We start from the raw sequence: 23,183 nt of genomic DNA, 5'->3' as shown, positions 1-23,183 counted from the left end.
TTCGCCCCGCTGCGGTGGTGAGGGTGGGGAGGTGGCAGGAGCATGAGCTCGGAGATCCGCCTGCGGAAGAGCGTGCGCTCGGCGCCGCGGCGTACCAGGGACAGCGAAGAGGAGGTGTTGGCTGTGACAGACGTAGCGAACTCAGGTGCCGGCCACGAGGACGACCGCCCGGTACTCACCAACCGGCAAGGCCACTCCGTCTACGACAACCAGAACCAGCGGACGGTGGGCGCCAGGGGTCCGGCCACCCTGGAGAACTACCAGTTCCTGGAGAAGATCAGCCACTTCGACCGGGAGCGCATCCCCGAGCGCGTCGTACACGCTCGGGGCGTGACGACGTACGGATACTTCGAGGCGTACGGCAAGTGGGGCGACGAGCCCATCTCCCGCCACACGCGGGCCAAGCTCTTCCAGACGGAGGGCAAGCGCACCGATGTGGCGGTCCGCTTCTCGACGGTCATCGGCGGGCGTGACTCCTCCGAGGCGGCCCGGGACCCACGCGGTTTCGCGGTGAAGTTCTACACCGAGGACGGCAACTGGGACCTCGTGGGCAACAACCTCGGGGTCTTCTTCATCCGGGACGCGATCAAGTTCCCGGACGTCATCCACGCGCTCAAGCCCGACCCTGTCTCCCACGAGCAGAAGCCGGGCCGGATCTTCGACTTCATGTCGCAGACCCCCGAGAGCATGCACATGCTCGTCAACCTCTTCAGTCCGCGCGGCATCCCCGCCGACTACCGCCACATGCAGGGTTTCGGCGTCAACACGTACAAGTGGGTGAACGCCGAGGGGAAGTCCGTGCTGGTCAAATACCACTGGCTTCCCAAGCAGGGTGTACGCAGCATGACCGCCCAGGACGCGGCGAACGTACAGGCCCAGGAGTTGGGGCACGCGACGAAGGATCTGTACGAGGCCATCGCGCGCGGGGACTACCCCGAGTGGGAACTGGTGGTCCAGATGATGTCGGACGACGAGCACCCCGAGCTGGACTTCGACCCTCTGGACGACACCAAGACCTGGCCCGAGCAGGACTTCCCGCCGAAGCCGGTCGGCCGGATGGTCCTGAACCGGACGCCGGACAACTACTTCGCCGACAACGAGCAGGCCTCGTTCGGCACGGGAGTGCTCGTCGACGGACTGGACTTCTCCGACGACAAGATGCTCGTCGGACGGACCTTTTCCTACAGCGACACCCAGCGCTACAGGGTGGGACCGAACTATCTGCAGCTGCCGGTCAACCAGGCCAAGAACGCGCACGTGGCCACCAACCAGCGCGACGGGCTGATGGCGTACGACAACGGCCACCAGGGCAAGAACCCCGAAGTGAACTACGAGCCCTCCATCACCGGCGGCCTGCGCGAAGGGCAGTACCCGACGCACGACGAGCAGGGACCCGAGATCCGGGGCCGGCTCACCCGCAAGCGGATTTCCCGGACGAACGACTACCTGCAGGCGGGCCAGCGGTACCGGCTCCTGGAGGACTGGGAGCGGGACGACCTGGTGGCGAACTTCATCGACATGCTCTCGCAGTGCGCCCGGCCGGTGCAGGAACGGATGGTCTGGCACTTCCTCCTCGTCGAGAACGACTTGGGGCTGCGGGTCGGGGAAGGGCTCGGAATCGGTCCCGAGGACGTCGCGGGGCTGCAGCCGCTGGCGAGCCAGGACCTCTCGGACGACGAGCGCGAGCGCCTCGCCAACCTCGGCAAGAATCCACCGCGCGAGGTGGAAGGCCTGACGATGACACACTGTGTGCCCGACGAGCGGCACGTCGTCAGCCGCTGAGCCGACGTACGGAAGGTCTGGATGTGCGCCTGTTGCTGACATCGGACACACACGTGCCCAAGCGGGCCAGGGAACTGCCCGGTCCCCTTCTCGCGGCGCTGGACGCGGCCGATGTCGTCGTTCACGCGGGGGACTGGGTGGACGCGGCGACTCTGGACCTTTTCGAGTCCCACGCGCGGCGCCTCGTGGGAGTGTTCGGCAACAACGACGGGCCGGAGCTGAGAACCCGGCTGGACGAGGTGGCGCGCGCGGAGCTCGACGGGCTCCGCCTCGGTGTCGTCCATGAGACAGGAGCGTCGCAGGGCCGCGAACGACGCTGCGCGGCCCGCTTCCCCGACCTCGACGTCCTGGTGTTCGGTCACAGCCATATCCCGTGGGACACCGTCGCACCCGGCGGACTGCGACTCCTCAACCCTGGTTCACCGACCGACAGGCGTCGGCAGCCCTCGTGCACCTACATGACGGCCCGGGTGTCGGGGGGCGAGCTCGCCGAGGTACGCCTCCACCGCCTCCCGCCGCGCACCTGACATACAACTCGGCGGGCCAGGTCCGCACGCCGCCCCAGCCCCTTCGGCGGGCTCCTCACGCCGGCCCCGCCCGCGACGTTCCTCCGCAACGGCTGCGCCCCGGACGGCCTCTTGTGGCCGTCCGGGGCGCAGCACCAGCTTCACAGCACGCGGGCATCTCAGGCGAATGAGGCCCTTGAGGTCAGGAGCCGCTGCCGACCTCCTTGTTCACCGCGGCCGGAGAGTCGTACTCCTTGTCGGGGATGCCGCCGAGCGCGTCCATGATGTTCTGGTCGGCCCCGTGCCGCTGTGCCTGGTCGATGATTTCCTGCTTCGGGGCCGGGTAGTTCACGCCGCCGAGGCACTTCTGCAGTTCGATGGGGTTCACGGTCATGGACGGATGCGTAGCCTGCCGGCCGGAGGCTGACACCGGCTTCCAGATATGTCACGGCAATGGAGTACGGGCCGGTAAGCGGAGTTGTCACCGGTGATCGGTACAGCCGTTCGGAGAGCGGTTGCGCCCCCGTTCCCGGCCCCGGGCGACACCGCTTTCAGGGGCCGTCCGGCGTGCGCCTACCGAAATCCGGTGGCTCCAGTTCGGTTCCCGCCGCCGAGAGCCCAGGCCTCGATGTCCCGGTAGTGGATCGGCCCACGGCTTCGGCCGGCGTTGCTGCCGACCAGATGCAGACGTTCGGCAGGCCAGTCACTGCCGGTGAAACCGGCGACGGCTTCAGCGATCTCTGCCGCCGAGGTCCGGTCTCCCCGGCGGGCACGGGCCAAAGTCAGATGGGGGCGAAGAGGCCGGTCCTCGAAAGCGACTCCCGCCCCCTTCACCGCCGTACGCACATCGGCGGCAAGCAACCGCAGTGTGTCGAGGTCTCCGTCGATTCCGCTCCACAGCACCCGGTCGTCGAACGTACCGCTGCCGCGCAGGGCCAGCCGGGGCGGCCGGCGGTCCGCCGCGAGGAGAGCCAGCGGCCGGCGCAGGAGCGGAACGGTCTCGACCGGAAGCTCTCCCAGGAAGGCCAGTGTGATGTGCCAGTCCTCGACGCGATTCCATCGCATGTGAGGGTGCGTGTCGTACGCCGGGCGCAGTTCCTGGGCCAGTTCCTCCTTCGCGTGGTCGGGCGGGGCGAGGGCGATGAACACGCGCACGGTCGTCGGCTGGGTCTGTTCGTTCACACGGTTCTTCGTACAGCATCCGGTCGGCCGGGCTCCGGCCCGGGCCCTCGTTCATGTGGACGACGCACCCGCCACCGATCCGCGGTACGCCGTTCGGTGACGCGAGGCCCGGCGGTGGTGACCCCTGGAGGCGGTACGTCGTTGAGCCGCTGATCGACATCGCACGGCGAACCAGGAGCGCAGATGGTGACGGCTCGGCAGAGGTACTCCCGGGCGGGTATCGCGCGCCGGTGCGGCGCCGCGACGTTCGTTCTCGTCCTGACCGGCTGCGGAGGCGGCGGTGATGACGGGAGCGACGCGAAACCGCCCGCGGACACGCCCACGACGGCCATGTCCGCCGCACCGGCGCCCGAAGCCGCGCACTCCTTCTCGCCGAGCGCCACGGCTGACGGGGTGACCGAGACCGACGCGCTGGAGGCCTACGGCCTGATGTGGACGGAGCAGATCACGGCGTACCGGGCTGCCTCGGCCGCCGGGACGGACCTGAAGCGGTACACCTCGCCCGACGTGTGGGCCGCGTTCGAGGCGGACCTGGCCCGCATGAAGAAGGAGCACACGGCTATGCGTGGCGACCTCCGTCACGAGCCGCGCGCCACCGTGCTCGCCGGCGCCCAGCCGCCAACGGTGACGGTGAAGGACTGCGCGGACGCGTCGGACTGGCAGACCCTCGACACGACGACCGGCTGGCGGATCCCGTCGCCGCCCGGCCTGCGGGTCAGGTACGCCGTCACGGCGAAGTTGGAGCGGACGAACGGGGAGCGGTGGACGGTCACCGAGTACACCCCCCACAGGACCAGCCCGTGCCAGGGCCTGTCGGCCAATTGATCGCCCAGCCGTCGCGCCTCAAGGGCAACGGCCTCGCCACGACGTGAAGAGACCGGTGGAACCCTCAGCCGCGTACGGCCTTCGACTCGGCACGGTCGGCCACCGGAACGTCCAGGGGGCGGGCGAGCCCCACCACACCCTCGTCAAGACGCTGCAGGTGACGCAGCACCCGGAAGGTCACCGTCCCCGACGGCTGCGTGCCGGACCCGTCGTCCCGCAGCGTGGAGGCGATGCTGGCACCGGACTCGATCTCGCCCCTGGCGCCCTCGTCCTCGACGTAGGCGCCGAGTACCTCGATGTTATGGGCGATCCGCTGCCCCGCCCGGTGGAGCCGCGGATCGGCCGCGACAGTCTTGCTGTGCGGCACGAGTTCCGCCGTCGCCGCCAGCGAACGGGCGTGATACGCACACGTCTCCAGGAGCGCCACCAGATAGCGGACGGTCCGGCGGCGGCCACGCAGCGGAGTGATCGGGTAGGTCAACGGGTTGGTCGAATCGCGCAGTTCGTCCAGTGCCGTGTCCAGGCTGCGCGCCTTGCCGAGCAGATCGGACGCAGGGCCACCGCTGAGCTGCTCCACCGCTGCGGACGCGACATCACCCAGCCGTTCCAGGACTGTGCCCAGCAGTTCGTCGGTACGGCGGTCGGTGCGCACCGGCAGCACCAGGACAGCGGCGATGACGCCGCACGCCGCGCCGATCGCGGTCTCCTCGATGCGGAGCACCAACACGTCGAAGCTGTACGAGTTCAGCAAGGTGTACAACAGGCCCAGCATGGCCGTGACGAAGAAGGACATGACCGCGTACGACAGCGGAGCCGTGAAGAACATCGCGAAGATGAAGGCGAGGACCAGCGCGAACGAGACCCACGTGTGGCCCCCGACCAGCCCCGCCAGGGCGACACCCGCGACCGCGCCCAGCAGGGTGCCCAGGAGCCGCCGGTATCCCTTGACCAGGATCTCACCGGTGGAAGCGGTGTTGAGAAAGACCACCCAGCACGTGAGCACGGCCCAGTACCAACGCTGGGAGGACAGGAACTCACCGCCGACCATGGCCAGCACCGAGCCCACCGACACCTGGAAGGCCGCCCTCGTGGTAGGACGCTGCAACCCGGTACGGTCCTCCTTCTCCGGCGTCTCGGAGGAGGCCAGCGCGATGTCCTCCGCGTCGAACTCCTCACGCGATCGGGTGGTGGCCGGAGAGTCGTCCGACTCGTCCTGAGGCCCGTCGAGCGCGAGTCGCAGACCCAGGACGGACCGGGCGGCCTCACCGATACCCCGGAAGGCGTCCTGGATGCCCGACGGAGCCGAGGGAAGCCTCTCCTCGTCGCGGTAGCCGAGCAGCCTGTTACGGATGTGGGCCACCGCCGTGCCGCTGTCGCGCGCCGACGGACGGCTCACCAGGAGGTGAAGCGCCTTGAGGTCCCGGCGCAGGGCGATGGTCGCGTCGTCCTCAGCCGGCCTCCAGTCCCCGGTGAGCGGCACGGGCGCGTGCGGCAGATGCAGGGTCAGGGTGTCGGCGCGCTCGACGCTGCGGGCGTTCAACAGCAGCATCCCCAGCCGTTCCGTGGCGATCTCGGCGTCCGCCACCCGGCGTTGCAGCAACGCCGCCTTGTCCGCGTCCGAAGTTCCCTCCTCCAGGCGTCCCTGGATCAGCAGAGCGGTTTCATGCAGCCGCGCGGTGCGCCGCCGCAAGTCGTCTAGCACCTTCTCCAGCTGCTCCGGACCGGCGTCGAGGAGCTCGATCTGCACGGAGACGAGCTGGGCCAGCCGCGTCCGGAACGCGTCGCGCAGCCGGGCCAGGACGCGTTGGGGCGTTTCCGGGACGACACCGAACCGCACCACCGCGCTGCAGCCGAATCCGATGGCAAGAGCCAGACAGAGCTCCGGCAGAGCAGTCGTCGATGCACCGACGAACAGCGAGAGGAAGTAGACCTGGAAGCCGATGAGACCAAGTGCCGTGGCACGCTCGCCGAACCGGCGGCAGTAGACGGCACCGAAGATGAGGGCGATGAAGAACAGGTCGCCTGCGACGACCCGCGAAGTCAGCAGCGCGCCCAGCGACATGGCGCCGAGTGACACCGGCAGACCGAGAGCGAGCGTGACCGCCTGGTCGCGCACCAGCTTGTCCTTGACGGCGAAGGTGGCGGTCATCGCCGTCATCGCACCGGCGACCAAGTGGTTGACGCCGGTGCCCAGCAGGGCCAGAACCACCAGGGTGAGGGCGATCGCAGAGACGGTCCGCAGCCCCGCCGTGAGTCGCAGCAGCCCCGGATCGGACGCCGCGAACCGATCCCACAACCTGGCCCCGCCCCGCCGCACTGCCCTCACCCTGCACTTTCTCCGCTGCCCGTCGTGGTCCCACGTGCCTTCAGCATTGCACGGCAGGGAACCCGAGGACGAACGGTCCTCCCTGGCCCGGCGGCACACCCCCGCGAACACCTTCGCCGGGGACGGGCGGCCGGGCCGCCGGCACGAAACGACGCCCGGTGTTCTCGTCCGGTGACCCCGGCCCAGGAGATTCCGCGAGCCGCGAACGCCCTACGGCATCCGGCGGTCGTACTGTCGAACCGCTACCGAGGAGGACTGCTGATGCGAAGCGTGACGTATTCGATGAACGTCTCACTTGACGGCTACATCGTCGGGCCGGACGGCGACTTCGACTGGACGGGACCCGACGAGGAGGTCTTCCGCTTCTGGATCGACGACATCCGGGAGGTCGGCGTCCATCTGATGGGGCGACGGCTGTACGAGACGATGCTGTACTGGGAGACCGCCGACGAGGACCCGTCGCTCGACGACTCGATGCTCGAATGGGCCGCCCTCTGGAATCCGCTCCCCAAGGTGGTGTTCTCCACCACGCTGTCGACGGTGCAGGGTCATGCCCGCCTCGCCTCCGGCGGCCTGGCGCAGGAGATCGAACGGCTGCGGGCCGAGCCGGGGAAGGGCGACATCGCGATCGGCGGCGCGACCCTGGCCGCCGAGGCTGCCGCCTCGGGTCTGATCGACGAGTACCGGATCATGGTCTACCCGGTCCTGGTCGGGGGTGGCATTCCGTTCTTTCCCCGTAGCGAGAAACGGGTCGATCTCGAGCTCATGGAGACCCGCACCTTCAGCTCGAAGGTCGTCTACCTCCGCTACCGCGCAGCTCGTTCGCAGAGCCCCGGGTAGCCGTAGGAAGGACCACCACGCCCGCCGGCCCCCCTGGCCGCCACCTTCGAAGGGGTTGAACCGCCCCGGCCTGGGCCGGCGCCGTCCGAACGCCCATCCCATCCCGCCCCGTGGCGGCAGCGCCCCGCCCGTCGGCCCGGACGGCCGAGCCCGCACCGGACCCGCGGTTTCAGCACGGCCCGCTCGTGGTCCTGGACGGCGACGGATCCGCGGCCGTGAAGCTCGGCCTGACCGAACGCCTGGAGGGCTTCGAGCAGCGCAGCTCCCTGCGCCTGCCGGAGGGCCATCCCGTGGGCGAGCAGGTCCTTCCTGCGCCGCGAGACGGGTGCGTACCTCGACCCGTGGCACGACCGCCTCAAGACCGCCTACCTCGATTCGACCACTGACCAGGACACGCGACGGGTGCGGCACATCGCTTGCCTCCGCGCCTGCGGCGGACTCGGACCCCGGCCACGACCCCGAGGCGTGAGATAGGTTGCCCGCCATGACCGGACTCGGACCCGTCGCCTGGCCACCCACCCCCATAAGGACCGCACGGCTTGTGCTCCGCGAGTCCGAGGCCCGCGACCGAGCGGCGTTCATCGAGCTGTTCTCCTCGCCGGAGGTGCGCCTCTACCTCGGTGGCCCACGTCCGCGCGAAGAGCTCGAACGCGCGGTGCCCGAGGTGCCCGGCCGGCGCCCCGGCCTTTTCGTGGTCGACCTCGACGGAGCGATGATCGGGATGGTCGCGCTCGACAGGCGCGAGGCCGAACGTCCCGGGCATGTCCTTCCCGACGCCGGGGAAGCCGAGCTCGGTTACACCTTTCTGCCGGAAGCGTGGGGCCATGGGTACGCCGTCGAGGCGTGCGCAGCGGCGCTCGACTGGTTCGCCGGCATACTCCCCGGCGAGCCGGTGGTGCTCTGCACCCAGACCGCCAACGACCGCTCGATGCGCCTCGCGGCCAGACTGGGGTTCACCGAGGTGGAGTGCTTCGAGGAGTACGGGGCCGAACAGTGGTTCGGCGTGCGGTCCTCGTCCCCTCCGTCCGGTGGAGGTCGGGCCCTTGCGGTCTCAGACGTCAGCACACCGACTCGCGCACATCACGCAGTGGTGCGCCGAACCACCGGTTGAGCGCGGCACGCAAAGCGCTGACGTCGTCCGCGTCGTGACCGGTCCACGCGATGTGGCAGTCGGGCCGCAACAGCAGCCCGGTCGCATCCGTCCCCTCCGCCCTGCCGCTCACGATATCCACCCGGTCGCGCCACAGTCTCGCGGCCTCGGCGAAGCCCCCGCCGAGGTCCAGCAGCAACGGACGGCCGGTGGCCGTCAGCTCCGCCAGCCGACGGGTGCCCGCACCGGTGTGCACCTCGAGGTCGGGCGCGAAACCCTCGGTGGTCCCGGCGAGCAGGTGGGCGATGCGTTCGGTGCCTCCGGGTGAGGCGAGCAGCTCACCGAAGACGGACCGCAGGGCGGTGACCTCGGGGCCCGGACGCATCAGCGCCGACTGTGCCAGGGTCGAGGACACGACGCGTTCTGCGACGGGACGACGTTCCTGGTCATACGTGTCGAGGAGATCCCCGGGGGCCCACCCCCGCACCGTGGCGGCCAGCTTCCAACCGAGGTTGACCGCGTCCTGGAGTCCGAGGTTGAGGCCCGGGCCACCGATCGCCGAGTGCACGTGTGCCGCGTCACCCAGCAGCAGTACCCGGCCGTCCCGGTAACGCTCGGCCAGCCGGGTGTTACCGCCGACGAGACGGCGGAGCAGGCGCGGCCCGTCACCCTCGGGCGGCCCTACCGGCACAGGGACGCCCAGCACCCGCTCGGCGCTCGCCAGTATCTCCTCGAAGTACATGGGTGTGCTGTGCTCGACCGGTGAGCCGGTTTCCGTGGTGTGAAGTACGGGCGCACGGCCGGGCAGTCGCCCCCACACGATCGTGCCGCGCTCCGTGCGCACGTACAGCAGGGGCGGCAGGGTGCCGTAGCCGGGGACGACCAGGCCGCCGTCCGCGTCCACGTGCGTGTCCGCCACGGACACGTGCGCGGACCGGTTGACGAAGTCGTCGTCGGTCACACCGGGGAAGCCGATTCCCGACAGACGCCGTACGAGGCTGTGCCCTCCGTCAGCTCCCACCAGGTAACGGGCGCTGAGAGTCTCACCGCCCGTCAGCGTGACCTCGACCTGGTCGTCGGTCTGGAGCAGACCGGCCACCTCCTGCCCCCTGCGGAGGATAACGCCGAGCTCCACAGCGCGTTCGGAGAGGACCTTCTCGATCTGTTCCTGGGGGGCCGGGAGCACGCTCACGGGGTTGTTCCCGAGGCCCGCGAGCTCCAGCGCGAAGGCGCCGAACATGTAGCGGGGCGCCGGCCGGGGCGGCTCGCCTGAACCGCTGATGCGTGCATACAGACCACGGCGATCGAGCATGCGGACTATCTGACCGACCAGGCCGTTCGCCCGGGGCTCGGTCTTCGGCCCGTCGAGACGCTCGAGCACGACCGGACGCACTCCGGCCAACGCCAGCTCGCAGGCGAGCATCAGGCCGTTCGGACCACCGCCGACGATGACTACGTCAAACATGGGAATCTTCCGTTTCAGGGCAGACGAGGGCAGAAAAGGGCACGGGGCGGTAGGGGCACGCCCGGCTGCGGGGGGAAGGCGAAGGGCTACGGGGTGGGGAGCCCTGCGGCCAGCATGTCGAGAGCCCTGGGCAGCAGGACCTCCATCGGCTCCTGCGCACCGCCCTGTACGAACAGTTCGGTCGCGACGCCGTTGGCCGCCATCACGCTCGCGGCTGCCAGGCGGGGATAGAGATCGGACACGGGATCGGTGCCCGTGCGGTCGGCGATCGCCGCGGCGAGCTCCTTCTCCGCGATCTTGCCCGCCCGCAGCATCTCGGCCTGCAGCACCGGCTCGGCCAGCATCACCCGCAGGCCGGCGACCCAGTCGGCGGGCTCCTGCGGCGGCATCTGCCGCACTTCCGGGCCCGGCTCCAGCTGCCGCAGCGCGGCACGGGTGATCGCCTCCCACAAAGGCTCATCGGGCGGGCCCTCGCGCAGATCGGCAGCGACCCGCAAGGAGCGCTCGAGGTAGCGGAACGCGATCGCTTCTGCCTTGCTGGAGAAGTAGTTGTTGAACGTACGTGGAGAGACGCCCACCGCCCCGGCGATGTCCTCGACCTTGACCGCGTTCAACCCGCGCTCGACGGTCAGCCTGATCGCGGCCCAGCTCAGGGCTGCCCGCGTGGCTTCCTTCTTTCGCTCTCGAAGACCACTCACGTCAACCAGGGTAGCAAAAACTGCGTGCCGCGCAATATTGCGGGCCACGCACGTAAAGTCGGCGTCTTGCCGGGTCCGTCGGACAGCGGAAGGCGGAGCCGTCGCATGGCCGCCTGTGCGCAGGCGTCGGCCGGTCCGCTGCACGCGAGCGGCCCCCGATCGTGATCGGGGGCCGCGCTTGCTCACCTCTGTCTGCTGTTCACGCCTGCCGCAGCGCGGAGCGGCCCGCGTAACGCGCCGAATCTCCCAGTTCCTCTTCGATCCGGATGAGCTGGTTGTACTTCGCCGTGCGGTCCGAGCGGGAGAGCGAGCCGGTCTTGATCTGACCGCATCCGGTCGCCACCGCCAGATCCGCGATGGTGGTGTCCTCCGTCTCGCCCGATCGGTGCGACATGACGGCTGTCCAGCCCGCCTGGTGGGCCGCGCCCACCGTGGCCAGCGCCTCGCTCAGCGTCCCGATCTGATTGACCTTGACCAGGACCGAGTTGCCGACACCGGTGCGGATGCCCTCGCGCAGCAGCCTCTCGTCGGTGCAGAACACGTCGTCGCCGACGAGCTGGCAACGGTCGCCCACGCGGGCGGTCAGCTCGCGCCAGCCGTCCAGATCGTTCTCCGCCATCGGGTCCTCGATGGAGACGACCGGGTAGGCGTCGATGAGCTCGGCCAGGTAGTCGGCGTTCTCGGAGGGAGTGCGACGCGCCCCCTCGCCCGCGTAGTCGTACACGCCGTCGCGGAAGAACTCCGACGACGCCGGGTCCATGAGCAGGCCGATGTCCGCGCCTGGGCGGTAACCGGTGCGCTCGATGGCGCTCATCACGAAGTCGAGCGCTTCCTCGGCGGTGCGCAGCGCGGGCGCGAAGCCGCCCTCGTCGCCCACGGCCGTGGAGTGCCCGGCGGCCAGCAGATCGCGACGCAGGGTGTGGAAGACCTCGCTGCCCATGCGGACGGCCTCGGCGAAGGTCTCCGCGCCCACGGGGGCGATCATGAACTCCTGGAAATCCAGCGGGTTGTCGGCGTGGGCGCCGCCGTTGACGATGTTCATCATCGGCAGAGGCAGGAGGGTGGCGTCGGCGCCACCGAGGTAACGGTAGAGGGGTAGGCGGTGGGCCGCCGCAGCAGCCTTCGCGGCGGCGAGGGAGACGCCGAGGATCGCGTTGGCGCCGAGCCTGGACTTCGTGGTGGTGCCGTCGAGGGCGACCAGGGCGGCGTCCAGACCCGACTGGTCCGCGCCGTCCCGGCCGCAGACCGACGCCGCGATCTCCCCGTTGACGTGGGCCACCGCTCGGTCGACCCCCTTGCCGTGCCAGCGCGTGGCGTCCCCGTCGCGCAGTTCCACGGCCTCCCGGGTGCCGGTGGAGGCGCCGGAGGGGACGGCCGCGCGCCCCAGGGAACCACCCGCCAGGACGACATCGACCTCGACCGTGGGATTGCCCCGGCTGTCGATGATCCGGCGGGCGGTGACGGTCTCGATGGTGGTGTCGGCGACTGCTTTCGCGGACATGGGAGTTCCTCCCCGTTGTCATGTGCCGTGGCCCTGGCTGCGACAGCGCTGGCGCTGAGCCCGACAAGGCCAAACCCTACAGCTATGCTGCTCAGTTTGGCTGTACAGCACTGCTGTGCAGGTCAGCGCGCACAACTGCGCTGACCAGCGGGGTAAAGTGCCCTATGCCCACCTCGGAAGCCGCCGCCATCGCCGCCGAACTGCGCACGGCGATGGGCAAGCTCACCCGACGCGTCAAACACGAGGACCGCATCCCGCTGGGCCAGGTCGCCGTGCTCGGCGTACTCGACCGTGACGGTGCCATGACCACCAGTGACCTCGCCGCCGACCAGCGCGTACGCCCCCAGTCGATGGCCCGGGCGGTGGGGCTGCTCATGGAACAGAACCTGATCACGCGTCGCGCGCATCCCACGGACGGCCGTAAGTCGCTGGTCGAGCTGTCGGACGCGGGCCGCGCCGCACTCGACGCGGAGCGCGGCCGCAGGGCCGGATGGCTCGCACAGGCCATCGAGGCCGAACTCACGGAAGAGGAGCGAGAGTTGCTGGCGCGGAGTGCGGCCTTGCTGGAGCGGCTCGCCACGCGCTAGCGGCCCGACACGCGTCCGCACACCCCTTCGCCGCATCGGCCGGATGTCCGAGCACATGCGGAACGAGGACTTCGGCCGGCGCACGGAGAGCGGTGGAAAGCGACAGAACGGCGTGTGGCCCCCACCCGGAGGCAGGGGCCACAACCGTTTCACCGGGCGGAAGGGAAGTCTCCGGCCGGCGTGAGGAGCTCAGGCTTCCTGTCCGGCTCGTGCCATCTCGCGCACCCGGCCGCGGACGACGAACCAGCCGCCGACCAGCGCCGCCGCGATCAGCGGCAGGAACATCACGGTCGTCCGGCCGACCCCGCCGCCCCACCACATCAGGAAGGCCACACAGCCGAGGAACAACAGGGTGACGATCTGGGTGTACGGAGCCCACGGCAGGCGGTAGGCGGGCCTCGTGACCCGGCCGTCCTGCGAGCGGTGCCAGAAGACCAGGGAACAGAGCATGATCATGCCCCACGTCCCGAGAATCCCGATGGACGCGAAGTTGAGCACGATCTCGAAAGCCTGGCCGGGCACCACGTAGTTCAGCCCGACGCCCAGCACCCCGAAGCCCGCCGTCAGCAGAATGCCTCCGTAGGGGACCTGCCCCTTGTTCATCAGACCGGTGAAGCGGGGGGCGGAACCCGACAGCGCCATGGAGCGCAGGATGCGGCCGGTGGAGTAGAGGCCGGAGTTCAGGCTGGACAGTGCGGCGGTCAGCACCACCAGGTTCATCACACCGGCCGCACCGGGAACGCCGAGCTTGTCCATCACGGTGACGAACGGGCTCTGGTCCCCGGAGTAGGCGGTGTAGGGCAGCAGCAGCGCGAGCAGCACCACCGAGCCGACGTAGAACAGTCCGACTCGCCACATGATGGAGTTGATCGCACGAGGCATGATCTTCTCGGGATTCTCGGTCTCACCGGCTGCGACACCGCACAGCTCGACGGACGCGTAGGCGAAGACGACACCCTGGATCACGAGAAGCATCGGCAGCATGCCGACGGGGAAGACGCCGGTGTCCGAGACGGTGGACAGGCCCGGGGTGTGGCCGTCCACCGGATGCCGGGTGACGACCAGGAAGATGCCGACCAGCATGAAGGCGACCAGGGCCGCCACCTTGATGATCGCGAACCAGAACTCCATCTCGCCGAAGTACTTCACCGAGATGAGGTTGGCCGCGAGCACCACGGCGAGGGCGGTCAACGCGAGGACCCACTGAGGCACGTCACTGAACATGCCCCAGAAGTGGGCGTACGTCGCCGCCGCGGTGATGTCCGCGATCGCGGTGGTGGACCAGTTGAGGAAGTACAGCCAGCCGGCCGCGAAGGCGCCCTTCTCGCCCATGAACTCACGGGCGTAGGAGACGAAGGCGCCGGACGACGGGCGGTAGAGGATCAGCTCACCCAGCGCCCGTACGACGAAGAACGCGAAGACACCGCAGACGGCGTAGGCGATGGCGAGCGAGGGGCCCGCGTCCGCGAGACGCCCTCCCGCGCCCAGGAAGAGCCCGGTGCCGATCGCTCCGCCGATGGCGATCATGTTGATGTGGCGGGATTTGAGGTCCTTGCTGTAACCGGCGTCGCCGGCGTCCACGTGGGGGGAGCTCGCCGGTGTCCCGGCGGCGGGCTGACCGGCTGCTGCGATGCTGCCGTCACTCATGGAAGGGGTTCGCCTTTGTGAGGGGGAGATGGCCGGTCCCGGCCGGGCCCGTGGGGGAGGCGCCCGGCGATGGCTCGAAGGCGCATGATCAGGAACCCTGTGATTCTGGCAGTGTGCAGTACCTGACGAAAACAAATCTGAGGTATTCCAGAGGTTTCGGCCCAGTAAAGTAAGCGAGCCTCAACCGTGGGGGAGTGAGGGGGCCTGAGCCCCGCACGGGCCGCCCCCGCTTCACACAAGCCCCGTTGTCTCCTCGTCGACGGAGATGCCGAGCCGGGCGGCCACGGTGGTGAGTGCCGTTCCCAGCGGGAGGGCGATGCGGGTGACGGCGAGGGAGTCGCCCCGGGTGGCGTCCTGGTTGACGATCAGCACCGGCTTCCCGGTCCGAGCCGCCTGGCGGACGAACCGAAGCCCGGACATCACGGTCAACGAGGAGCCGAGGACCAGCAGCGAGCCCGCCTCATGGACCATTTCCCGGCAGTGCTCAACCCGCTGCGGGGGCACGGACTCGCCGAAGAACACCACGTCCGGCTTGAGGATGCCGCCGCAGACCGCGCAGGGCACCACACGGAAGTCGCCGACCTGTTCGTCGGTGAGGTCGGCGTCACCGTCCGGGTTGATCGTCGAGGCAACCGGCCTGAACCCGGCATTGGCCGCCTCGAGCCGCTGGGCGAGCTCACCGCGCGGACTGTAGGTGCCGCAGGAAAGGCAGACCACCCGGTCCAGGCTTCCGTGGAGATCCACGACACCCTCGCTGCCGGCGGCCTGGTGCAGGCTGTCGACGTTCTGGGTGATCAGCCCCGAGAGCCGGCCGTGCCTCCCGAAAGCGGCCACGGCCCGGTGCCCTGCGTTGGGGCGGGCGCGGCGGAACGTCTGCCAGCCGAGGTGGCTGCGCGCCCAGTACCGGCGCCGGGCCTGGGTGCCGGCGGTGAAGTCCTGGTAGGTCATCGGGGTGTGCCGGCTCAGGCTTCCGCCCTCGCCCCGGTAGTCGGGGATGCCCGACTCCGTGGAGATGCCCGCCCCGCTGAGCACCAGGACGCCGCCCCGGTCCACCATGTCCGTGACCGGACCCAGATCCGTGGTGCCCGGCGGCAGGTCCTGGTCAGGGGTCCAGCTCAGAGTGGGGCGCATACGCATGCCCCCAGGGTACGGAACAGGCGCCGACCACCCGCCGCCCCGCTCCCACCGCTGAGTCGCACGGCGCCGCCGCGACGGACCACACGTCCGAGCCGGCACCCACCTTCCGGTTCATGGAGCGGAAGGCGGGATCCGGCCGAGTGGCAGCCGCGGCGGTCGGCGCAACGCCGTGGGCCGCGACAGCCGGGGCATTCACGACCCGGGCCGGCAGGCGTGGTCGAACTCGTCGCTGTCGCCGGCCCGGTCCCTTTCCCCCTTGGTGGGTCCCCGCTGGGCGAGTGCGCAGAGCCGCTTGATCGACTTGTCGGCATCGAGGGGAACCGTGAAGGAGCGGGACCCCTCGACCATGGTGATCCGCTCTCCTGTGGAGTTCGGCGAGAGTGTGGTGTCGTAATGCGCCCAGTAGCGGTACAGCACGGTCTTGTCCCGGGTGTCCCGGACCACCTGCTCGCCGGCCCGGGTGGTGGTGTGCAGTACATCGCCCTTCTCGTCGAGGTTGCGGCCCAGCGCGTGGACACCGTCATCGGTGAGCCTGTCGTCCCACTCCTTGCGCTCGATGTCCCAGAGCCGGACGGATCCGCCGGCGTAGTGCACCGTGAGCCGCTTGCCGTCAGGAGAGACGAGAAGACCGCGGATCGACTCGTCCTGCTCCTTCCGCTCGATCCACCGGGTGTACTCGCCGGTTTCGAAGTCCCACGTGCCGACTCCGTCGACGGTCCGCACGACCGCCTTGCGGGTGCCCGGCAGGACGCCGCCCCAGGTGCCCGCCGCCGCCATGGCCAGCGCCGGCTTCTCCTGCTGCGAGGGCCGGTACGTTTTGCCGTCCTGCTCACCCGTGTCGAGGTTCCAGCGCGACATGTAGGACAGCCCCGAGATCACGGCGTGCTTGTCGTCGGCGAATGTGGTGTTGATCCAGGATGGGGTGAGCCCGGTCAGTGGATCGGGTCCCTGGGCCGTGAGGTCAGGTGGGGACGGCAGCTCCAGCACGTGTTCCACGGCCAGAGTGTGTGTGGCGTCGCCCCCGGACGGGGCTTCGGTGAGCCGCCAGACGAGTACGCTGCGCTGGTCCGCCGTCACGGTGAGCATGCGGGACCCGCCAGGACTGAAAGCGGTGTAGAAGCGGGCCAGAGGCTCAGGTGACTTGGCGTAGCCCATCAGCTTGCGGGTCTTGAGATCCCACATCTGCAGAGCGTCGCCCCTGGCGTCGACCACCGCGAGGCGTTGGTGTTCCCCGTCCGCGGTGCGGAAACCGCCGAGCAGAACGTTGACGTCGAAGGAGTCCGGGGGGCGGACGCGTACGGTGACGATACTGCCGCCGACCGCGACGGCGGCCCGCAGATCGTTCGGAGGACCGGCGAGGGCCACCGCCGGAAAGGCCCTCCCACGGGTGAGGTTGATGTCTTCCGGTGCGGTGGACGGCACGTCGAAGGTGCCCGGCCATCCTTTCTCCAGGTCGACGACGAGGAACCGCATGCGGCCGAGATCGCCGCCCATCCGTCCCACCGGCTTGACGAGATAGCGGCCCGTCGCGTCGAGCCGGGGGACGTGGAGCGGGCAGAGCTGCACCGCCGTGCTGGTGTGGTAGGTCTTTGCCCGGCGCGGTTGGCGGCCTAGTCGCCATACTTCGAGAGCTCCCTCCGCGGTGCAGGTCACCAAGGTCCGGCCGTCACCGCTGACGGTCGCTGAAGCGGCCGCCCGCTCGCCCCAGGGGCGACTCGGCTCACCCGTCGCTCTGTCCCAGGCCAGCAGGCGGCCCGACGCGTCGTCCCGGTCCGCTCCGGCGGGCACGATACGGGCAACCACCGTGTCGCCCGCCCCGAACCACGCCTCGACCGCGTCCCAGCCCTTCGGCGGGGTGAGCGTCCGGCCGACGCGACTGCCGTCGCCGGTATCCCACACCAGCACCCCCTCCCGGCGAATCGTCGCGAGGACGCGGTCCCCGCCGGCGTCGAAGCGGAGGTCGCTCGCCGGGCGCGGATTCCGCCGCGCGTCCTCGGTCCCTCGTAGCGAGACAAACCGCACCTTCGCCTCGGGATCGAATGCGGCCTCCTCGGAGGCGCGTATCCCCAGGGAGATGACACCCCACCCACTCGAACGTGCCATGACAAGGCCGTTCGGTGAGACGGCGAAGCGCGCGTTGTCGCCCGTACGCGTCCGCTGCCGCGGCTCGGGCCGCTCGGCATCCGCCTTGCGCAGGTCAAGCTGGACGACGTCGCCGCTGTCCAGCAGGGAGTACAACTGCTCACCGGACCCGGTCGAGGAGATGTCCTCGACGTCGGACCGGCCTTCCATGACGACGTTCTCCACGTCCTTCAGCCGCAGGTACTGGGCCATCAGCGTCGAGCGGGCCGTCTGGCGGTCCTCGGTGTCGAAGGCCGCGACGGCGAACAGCGACGAGGCCGTGAGAGACACGCTGTCCAGCGCGGCAGCCTGCTGCGCCAGCCGGTCGGAGGTGAGGCGCCGCTGCTCCGCCACCATGCCCCGATACAGGAACGACCCCACGATCAGCGCCAGGGAGGAGACGACGGCGACCATCGCGGTGAGGAGCCGCACCCGACGGGCACGGGCCGCGCTCCGCTCGGTCTCCTGGCGTCTGCGATCGCGCAGTTCCGCACTGCACCGGATGAAGGTGCGGTCGTCCGTCGTGAGTTCGTCCCCGCGTTCCGCGAGCCGCTGCTCGGCCAGGGCCAGGGCCGGATCCTCCAGCAGATGGCCATCGGGCCTGCCCTCCTCCCGCCAGCGCTGCCCGTCGAAGCGCAACGTGCCGAGCCACTCCAGGAAGGCACGGTCGTCGGCGAGCACCTCGGCCAGGGGCCGCCACTGTTCGATCAGCGCCTCGTGCGCCAGCTCCACCGTCTCGTGCCCCGTCTCGTCCACGCCCAGCACGAGGATGCGTGACTCGGCAAGCGCGCGGGCGATCGTCCACCGTTCCTCGCCCGCATCGCGGCGGAGCAGCCGCGCCCGCAGTGGCGTCCTCGTCCCGGGCGGGATCCGCACCAGCGCACGCAGCAGACTCCCCGCGGCCGGTGCGGGGTGTGCCCCCTGCACCTCATGCCAGGCCATGTCCGCCCGCTCGCCGAGTGCGCGGCCGACGCCGCCGAGGCGCTCGTAGGCGTCGAACCGGAGACGTCCGCCACGACGCTGCTCCCAGAGCGACTCCAGAAGGAACCCGAGCAGCGGCAGAGCCCCTGGCCGCCCCACCGCGTCCTGGACGATCCGCGCCGCCAGACCGGCGCTGTATTCGACGCCAGGTATCCCCTCCAGCGGCCGCACGACCGCGTTGGCGAGCTCCTGTGCGGGCATCGGCCCCAGTTGGTGGGCGGGCGCCCCGCCGACGAGTCGGCCCAGCTCCGGATGGCTGAGCATCGCGTCCTGGAAATCGGAGCGAACCACCGTGAGGACGCCCGTGCCAGGGCGCGCCGCCGCCTCCAGGAGAAGGCCGACGGTCTGGCGCAGCTCGTCGTCCGGCAGGGTCAGCAGCGCTTCGGCCTGGTCGACGGCCACGACCACACGCCGCTGCCCGGCGTCCGCAGGCGGAGTGCGGACGGGGAGCCGTTGCCCGGACGCGGCGCGCAGCAGGACGACCTCGACGCCCTGTTCCCTGAGGCGCGGCACGACACCGGCCATGAGCACGGAGGACTTGCCGGATCCCGAGGGACCGGTCAGGGTGACGCAGCCCGTCGGCCCGTCGTGGCCCCCCAGCAGCCCGAGCACCGCTGCGACATCGGCGTCCCTGCCGAAGAAGTGCCGCCTGTCGTGCTCGGTGAACGCGTGCAGGCCGGGGAACGGACACCGCGGGGCCAGCAGCCCGGCGAGCGCGGGGATCTGCTCGGTGACGGTGCGTGTCGGGATGCAGAAGTTCTGCCCACGTGCCTTGGAGGCGGTCGCGGTGACGATGCCCACCACGCTGCCCGTCACCTTGTCCCACACGGCCGCGCCGCTGAAGCCCGGACGGATCGGGTCCGATGCGCCGTCCGGGGACATCTGCAGCCAGCCGACGCCGGTGCGGCCGCGCAGCACGGCAGTGTGCCAGCCGCCTTCCGCCACGTCGTCCGGCAGCCCGAAGACGACGGCCCGGTGACCGAAGGCCGAGGGAGGATCGGCCATGACGACCGGCCGCGCACCGGTCAGGGCAGCGTCGAGCAGGAGCACCGCGAGGTCTCCGCGGCCGTCCGGGTGTTCAGGCACCCAGTTCCGTATCCGCGCTGTGACGGCCTCCGTGCCACCGGGGGTGTGCAGCAGCCGGACGTCCAGCGTGGTCTGTGGCTGCTCGGAATGCCCGCGCGCCAGCCCGGCTGCGTCGGTCACGACATGGGCGCAGGTCAGCACCAGTTGCGGGGCGATCAGTACACCGACACCTGTGACGCCGGCCGGACCGGTGATCCTCACCGTGGCGGCGGTGAGCGACTCCTCGGCGATCTCGTCATGGGAGGGGGACCGCTCGGTCATGGCTCGGTGCTCTCTTTCAGCCGACCCGACGCGAGGCACCCGACCAGCTCAGGGTGACCGTGAAGTTCGCCTCGGTCCCTGTTGTCGCGATGACGACATCGGCACCCGCGGTGAGAGAGATGCCGAACTCCAGGCCGATGTCGTCCGGCGGGTTGTCCATCTGGGTGAAACGGGACACGAAGCTCTCCGCCACGGGCCGCACCGCGTCCAGCATCTGGTCGAGTGTGCGCGACGCCTGAACCGCGGCCCGTGCCCCGCGTCCGACCCGGGTGACCGCTTCCTCGGGCTCCCTGATCCGTACCAGGATCGGCTCCTCGCCCGGCCGTCCCGTCGGGACCTGCACCGTCACCTCGGCCATCGCTCGCGCCCCCCTGTCACCGCCGTCCGCTCGTACGACATGAGCTGACAGCACCAGAAGCAGGGAGTCAAGGCCACGGAGCGGCAACTACGTCTGAAATATGCTCAGTTGGCGAAGAGTGGTAGCTGAGACCGGTCTCGGAGGCGGGCATCACGGAGCTTCGGCGTCCGCGACGATCTCCTGATGAGGCGAGTGCTGTGCCCTTCTTTCACGTCCTCACGAGAGGGGAGCGCGGCCGACGAGTTCTTCGAGGACGTCTTCCATGGTCACGAACCCGAGGACGGTGCCCTCGTCGCCGGTGACGGCCGCCAGATGCGTGCCTGCGGCTCGCATCGCCGTCATGGTGTCGTCGAGCGGCGTGTCGATCTCGACCCGGACGATCGGGTGGAAGGAGCTGCGTGGGAAGGGCCGCGAGCGCTCGGCGAGGCCGAGAGCATCCTTGATGTGCAGATAGCCGAGTACCTCGTCGTCGGGGCCGGTCACAGGGAGGCGGGAGTAGCCGCTGGCCGCGGCAGTGCGCTCCAGCTGCCTGGGGGTGACCTGGTGATCCACGGTGACGGCGCTCCTCAGGGGTACCAGCACCTTCCCTACCGGGCGGGTGCCCAACTCCAGTGCGTCCTGCAGGCGTTCGCCGTCTGCGGGAGCCAGGAGTCCTGCCTCGCTGGAGTCCTTGACGAGTCGGACGAGTTCGTCGTCGGTGAAGACGGAGGTGACCTCACCCTTGGGCTCCACCTTCAGCAGGCGGAGGATGCCGTTGGCGAACGCGTTGATGCCGAAGATGACCGGCCGCAGCGCGCGTGTGAGGGCCACCAGCGGGGGACCCAGCAGCAGGGCTGTCGGGGCCGGGGCTGCGAGCGCGATGTTCTTGGGGATCATCTCGCCGATCAGCATGTGCAGGTACGTCGCCGCCGTGAGCGCGATCACGAAGGCGATGGGGTGGATGAGCGCCTCGGGTACACCGGCCGCTTCGAACGGCGGCTCCAGCAGGTGGGCGATGGCCGGCTCGGCGACCGCGCCGAGGACCAGCGAGGAGATGGTGATGCCGAGCTGCGCTGTGGCCATGACGGCGGAGAGGTGCTGTAGGCCCCACAGGGTGGAATCGGCACGAGAGTTGCCCTTGAGGGCCGCGGGCTCGATCTGGCTGCGCCGTACGGAGATCAGGGCGAATTCGGCTCCGACGAAGAACGCGTTGGTCAGGAGCGTCAGCGCGCCGATCAGCAACTGGATGGCGGTCATCGGGCTTCCTCCGTGCTCTGCTGGGCGGGGCCGGTGACGCGGACGCGGTCGGCGCGGTGGTGCTCGACATGGAGCACGTCGAACCGCCACCCGTCGGTCTCGACATGATCCGTGGGCAGCGGGAGGCGCTCCAGCTGGGTCGCGATCAGCCCGGCCAGGGTCTCGTAGGGGCCCTCGGGGACGCCGAGACCGATCTCTTCGAGCTGGTCCACGCGGATGCTGCCGTCGGCCTCCCACGCAGGGCGGCCGTCGGGGGACGGATCCAGGGGAATCAGATCGGGCCGTTCGAGTGGGTCGTGCTCGTCGCGTACTTCGCCGACGACCTCCTCGACGATGTCTTCCACCGTGGCGACACCCGCGGTACCTCCGTACTCGTCGATCACCACGGCCATGGTCCGGCTCGCCCGCAGACGCCGCAGTAGACGGTCCACGGGCAGAGAGGCGGGCACCAGCAGCGGCTCCGTCGCCAGATCCGTCACGGACGTGTGGTCCCGCTCGGCCTCGTCCAGGGCGAGCACGTCGCGGATGTGGACAGTGCCGACGACCTCGTCCAGGCTGTCGCGGTAGACGGGGAACCTGGACAGGCCGGTGGTCAGGGCGAGGTTCGCGGCGTCCGTCGCGGTGGAGTGGGCTTCGAGGGCCTGGACGTCCACGCGGGGGGTCATGACGTTCTCGGCGATCAGTTCACCCAGGTGCAGGGTCCGTACGAACAGTTCGACGGAGTCCTTCTCCATCGCGCCTTCCCGTGCGGAATGCTGGGCGAGGGCGACCAGCTCTTCCGGGCTGCGAGCGGAGGCCAGTTCTTCCTGGGGCTCCAGGCCGAAGCGCCGTACCGCACGGTTCGCGGTGTTGTTCAGATGCCGGATCAAAGGAGCGAAGACGGCGGTGAAGCCCTGCTGCGGGCCCGCTACGACCTTCGCCACGGCGAGCGGGCTGGAGATCGCCCAGTTCTTCGGGACCAGTTCACCGACGACCATCAGGACGACGGTCGCCAGGGTCACGCCGAGCAGCGTCGCGACGGTGGAGACCGCCCCGTCCGGCAGGCCGGCGGCTTCGAGCGGTCCGCGCAGAAGGGCGGCGAGCGATGGTTCGGCGAGCATGCCGATGACCAGCGAGGTGACCGTGATACCCAGCTGTGCGCCGGAAAGCTGGAAGGTCAGCCGCTTGGCAGCCTTCAACGCGCTCGCCGCACCGCGCTCACCGGCCCCGGCGGCCTGTTCCAGCTCGCCGCGCTCGACGGTGGTCAGGGAGAACTCGGCCGCGACGAACACGGCGCAGGCCAGCGTGAGGGCGAGGGCCAGGAGAAGCAGGAGTACTTCGGTCACCGTGCCCGCCTCGGCTCCTGGCTCGAAAGCGGCAGGCGGTCAGGGGCACGGCTGCTACTGGGAGGTTCACCCATTGCGGTTCTGTTGCTCCTTCTTGGCTCGGTGGATCAGGGGTCCGGTGCGGCTGCAGGGAGGTCAGCTTGTCCGACCCAATGGTAAAGGATTCGCAAAGTTGTCTTGTCGGGCGACCTGGGGCCCCCCGGTGGGACTCCTTTTGGTCAACCCCCGT

The 23,183-nt window shown here is 69.8% G+C and carries 18 protein-coding genes; 6 read left to right on the top strand and 12 right to left on the bottom strand.

What is annotated here, in order from left to right; translation table 11 throughout:
• Positions 1-123 precede the first annotated feature (123 nt).
• On the top strand, positions 124-1,782 hold the full coding sequence (locus ACZ32T_RS31925; RefSeq protein ID WP_467370588.1) for a catalase: 1,659 nt from the start codon (positions 124-126) through the stop codon (positions 1,780-1,782).
• Between the two features lie 23 nt (positions 1,783-1,805).
• A complete protein-coding gene (locus ACZ32T_RS31920; protein ID WP_467370586.1) occupies positions 1,806-2,309 on the top strand; it encodes a metallophosphoesterase family protein in 504 nt (167 codons plus the stop codon).
• A 181-nt stretch (positions 2,310-2,490) separates the two neighbouring features.
• Here ACZ32T_RS31920 and ACZ32T_RS31915 read toward each other — a convergent pair whose 3' ends face one another.
• Together ACZ32T_RS31915 and thpR are read right to left on the bottom strand one after the other, a co-directional pair.
• A complete protein-coding gene (locus ACZ32T_RS31915) occupies positions 2,491-2,682 on the bottom strand; it encodes a DUF2795 domain-containing protein (protein WP_356710776.1) in 192 nt (63 codons plus the stop codon).
• 179 nt (positions 2,683-2,861) lie between these two features.
• Complete coding sequence (gene thpR, locus ACZ32T_RS31910; protein WP_467274075.1) at positions 2,862-3,470, bottom strand: RNA 2',3'-cyclic phosphodiesterase; 609 nt, start codon at positions 3,468-3,470, stop codon at positions 2,862-2,864.
• A 183-nt stretch (positions 3,471-3,653) separates the two neighbouring features.
• Between thpR and ACZ32T_RS31905 the strand changes: the two genes are divergently transcribed.
• Complete coding sequence (locus tag ACZ32T_RS31905; RefSeq protein ID WP_467370583.1) at positions 3,654-4,295, top strand: secreted protein/lipoprotein; 642 nt, start codon at positions 3,654-3,656, stop codon at positions 4,293-4,295.
• Positions 4,296-4,359: 64 nt separating this feature from the next.
• Here ACZ32T_RS31905 and ACZ32T_RS31900 read toward each other — a convergent pair whose 3' ends face one another.
• On the bottom strand, positions 4,360-6,621 hold the full coding sequence (locus ACZ32T_RS31900; protein ID WP_467370580.1) for an FUSC family protein: 2,262 nt from the start codon (positions 6,619-6,621) through the stop codon (positions 4,360-4,362).
• Between the two features lie 261 nt (positions 6,622-6,882).
• Here ACZ32T_RS31900 and ACZ32T_RS31895 point away from each other — a divergent pair, with 261 nt between their 5' ends.
• A complete protein-coding gene (locus tag ACZ32T_RS31895; protein ID WP_467370578.1) occupies positions 6,883-7,461 on the top strand; it encodes a dihydrofolate reductase family protein in 579 nt (192 codons plus the stop codon).
• 484 nt (positions 7,462-7,945) lie between these two features.
• The gene (locus ACZ32T_RS31890; protein WP_467274080.1) at positions 7,946-8,572 is read left to right on the top strand and encodes a GNAT family N-acetyltransferase; all 627 of its coding nucleotides are present in this window, start codon (positions 7,946-7,948) and stop codon (positions 8,570-8,572) included.
• Here ACZ32T_RS31890 and ACZ32T_RS31885 read toward each other — a convergent pair.
• The 3 genes from ACZ32T_RS31885 to eno form a co-directional block, all read right to left on the bottom strand.
• Positions 8,520-10,016: an FAD-dependent monooxygenase gene (locus tag ACZ32T_RS31885; protein ID WP_467370576.1), complete on the bottom strand. Its 1,497-nt coding sequence runs from the start codon at positions 10,014-10,016 to the stop codon at positions 8,520-8,522. The genes ACZ32T_RS31890 and ACZ32T_RS31885 overlap by 53 nt on opposite strands.
• Positions 10,017-10,102: 86 nt before the next feature.
• Complete coding sequence (locus tag ACZ32T_RS31880; RefSeq protein WP_467274084.1) at positions 10,103-10,714, bottom strand: TetR/AcrR family transcriptional regulator; 612 nt, start codon at positions 10,712-10,714, stop codon at positions 10,103-10,105.
• 199 nt (positions 10,715-10,913) lie between these two features.
• Positions 10,914-12,215, bottom strand: a complete 1,302-nt coding sequence (gene eno / locus ACZ32T_RS31875) for a phosphopyruvate hydratase (RefSeq protein WP_467370574.1) — start codon at positions 12,213-12,215, stop codon at positions 10,914-10,916.
• Between the two features lie 164 nt (positions 12,216-12,379).
• Between eno and ACZ32T_RS31870 the strand changes: the two genes are divergently transcribed.
• The gene (locus ACZ32T_RS31870; RefSeq protein ID WP_467274088.1) at positions 12,380-12,802 is read left to right on the top strand and encodes a MarR family winged helix-turn-helix transcriptional regulator; all 423 of its coding nucleotides are present in this window, start codon (positions 12,380-12,382) and stop codon (positions 12,800-12,802) included.
• 189 nt (positions 12,803-12,991) lie between these two features.
• Here the strand turns inward: ACZ32T_RS31870 and ACZ32T_RS31865 are convergent, their stop codons facing one another.
• The 6 genes from ACZ32T_RS31865 to ACZ32T_RS31840 all read right to left on the bottom strand — a co-directional run bounded on the left by ACZ32T_RS31865 (position 12,992) and on the right by ACZ32T_RS31840 (position 22,954).
• A complete protein-coding gene (locus ACZ32T_RS31865) occupies positions 12,992-14,449 on the bottom strand; it encodes an amino acid permease (protein WP_467370571.1) in 1,458 nt (485 codons plus the stop codon).
• 231 nt (positions 14,450-14,680) lie between these two features.
• Positions 14,681-15,586, bottom strand: coding sequence for an NAD-dependent protein deacetylase (locus tag ACZ32T_RS31860; protein ID WP_467370569.1), 906 nt, complete (start codon positions 15,584-15,586; stop codon positions 14,681-14,683).
• A 192-nt stretch (positions 15,587-15,778) separates the two neighbouring features.
• Entirely contained in the window at positions 15,779-20,035 is a 4,257-nt protein-coding gene (locus ACZ32T_RS31855; RefSeq protein WP_467370567.1) for an nSTAND1 domain-containing NTPase, read from the bottom strand.
• 16 nt (positions 20,036-20,051) lie between these two features.
• A complete protein-coding gene (locus ACZ32T_RS31850; RefSeq protein WP_467274096.1) occupies positions 20,052-20,393 on the bottom strand; it encodes a CU044_2847 family protein in 342 nt (113 codons plus the stop codon).
• 216 nt (positions 20,394-20,609) lie between these two features.
• Positions 20,610-21,629: a hemolysin family protein gene (locus ACZ32T_RS31845; protein WP_467370565.1), complete on the bottom strand. Its 1,020-nt coding sequence runs from the start codon at positions 21,627-21,629 to the stop codon at positions 20,610-20,612.
• A complete protein-coding gene (locus ACZ32T_RS31840; protein ID WP_467370562.1) occupies positions 21,626-22,954 on the bottom strand; it encodes a hemolysin family protein in 1,329 nt (442 codons plus the stop codon). Before ACZ32T_RS31840 ends, ACZ32T_RS31845 begins: the two co-directional genes overlap by 4 nt.
• Positions 22,955-23,183 lie beyond the last annotated feature (229 nt).

The sequence above is a fragment of the Streptomyces sp. NPDC023573 genome (genome assembly GCF_055559735.1).
This window is presented reverse-complemented; position numbering and strand designations above follow the sequence as displayed.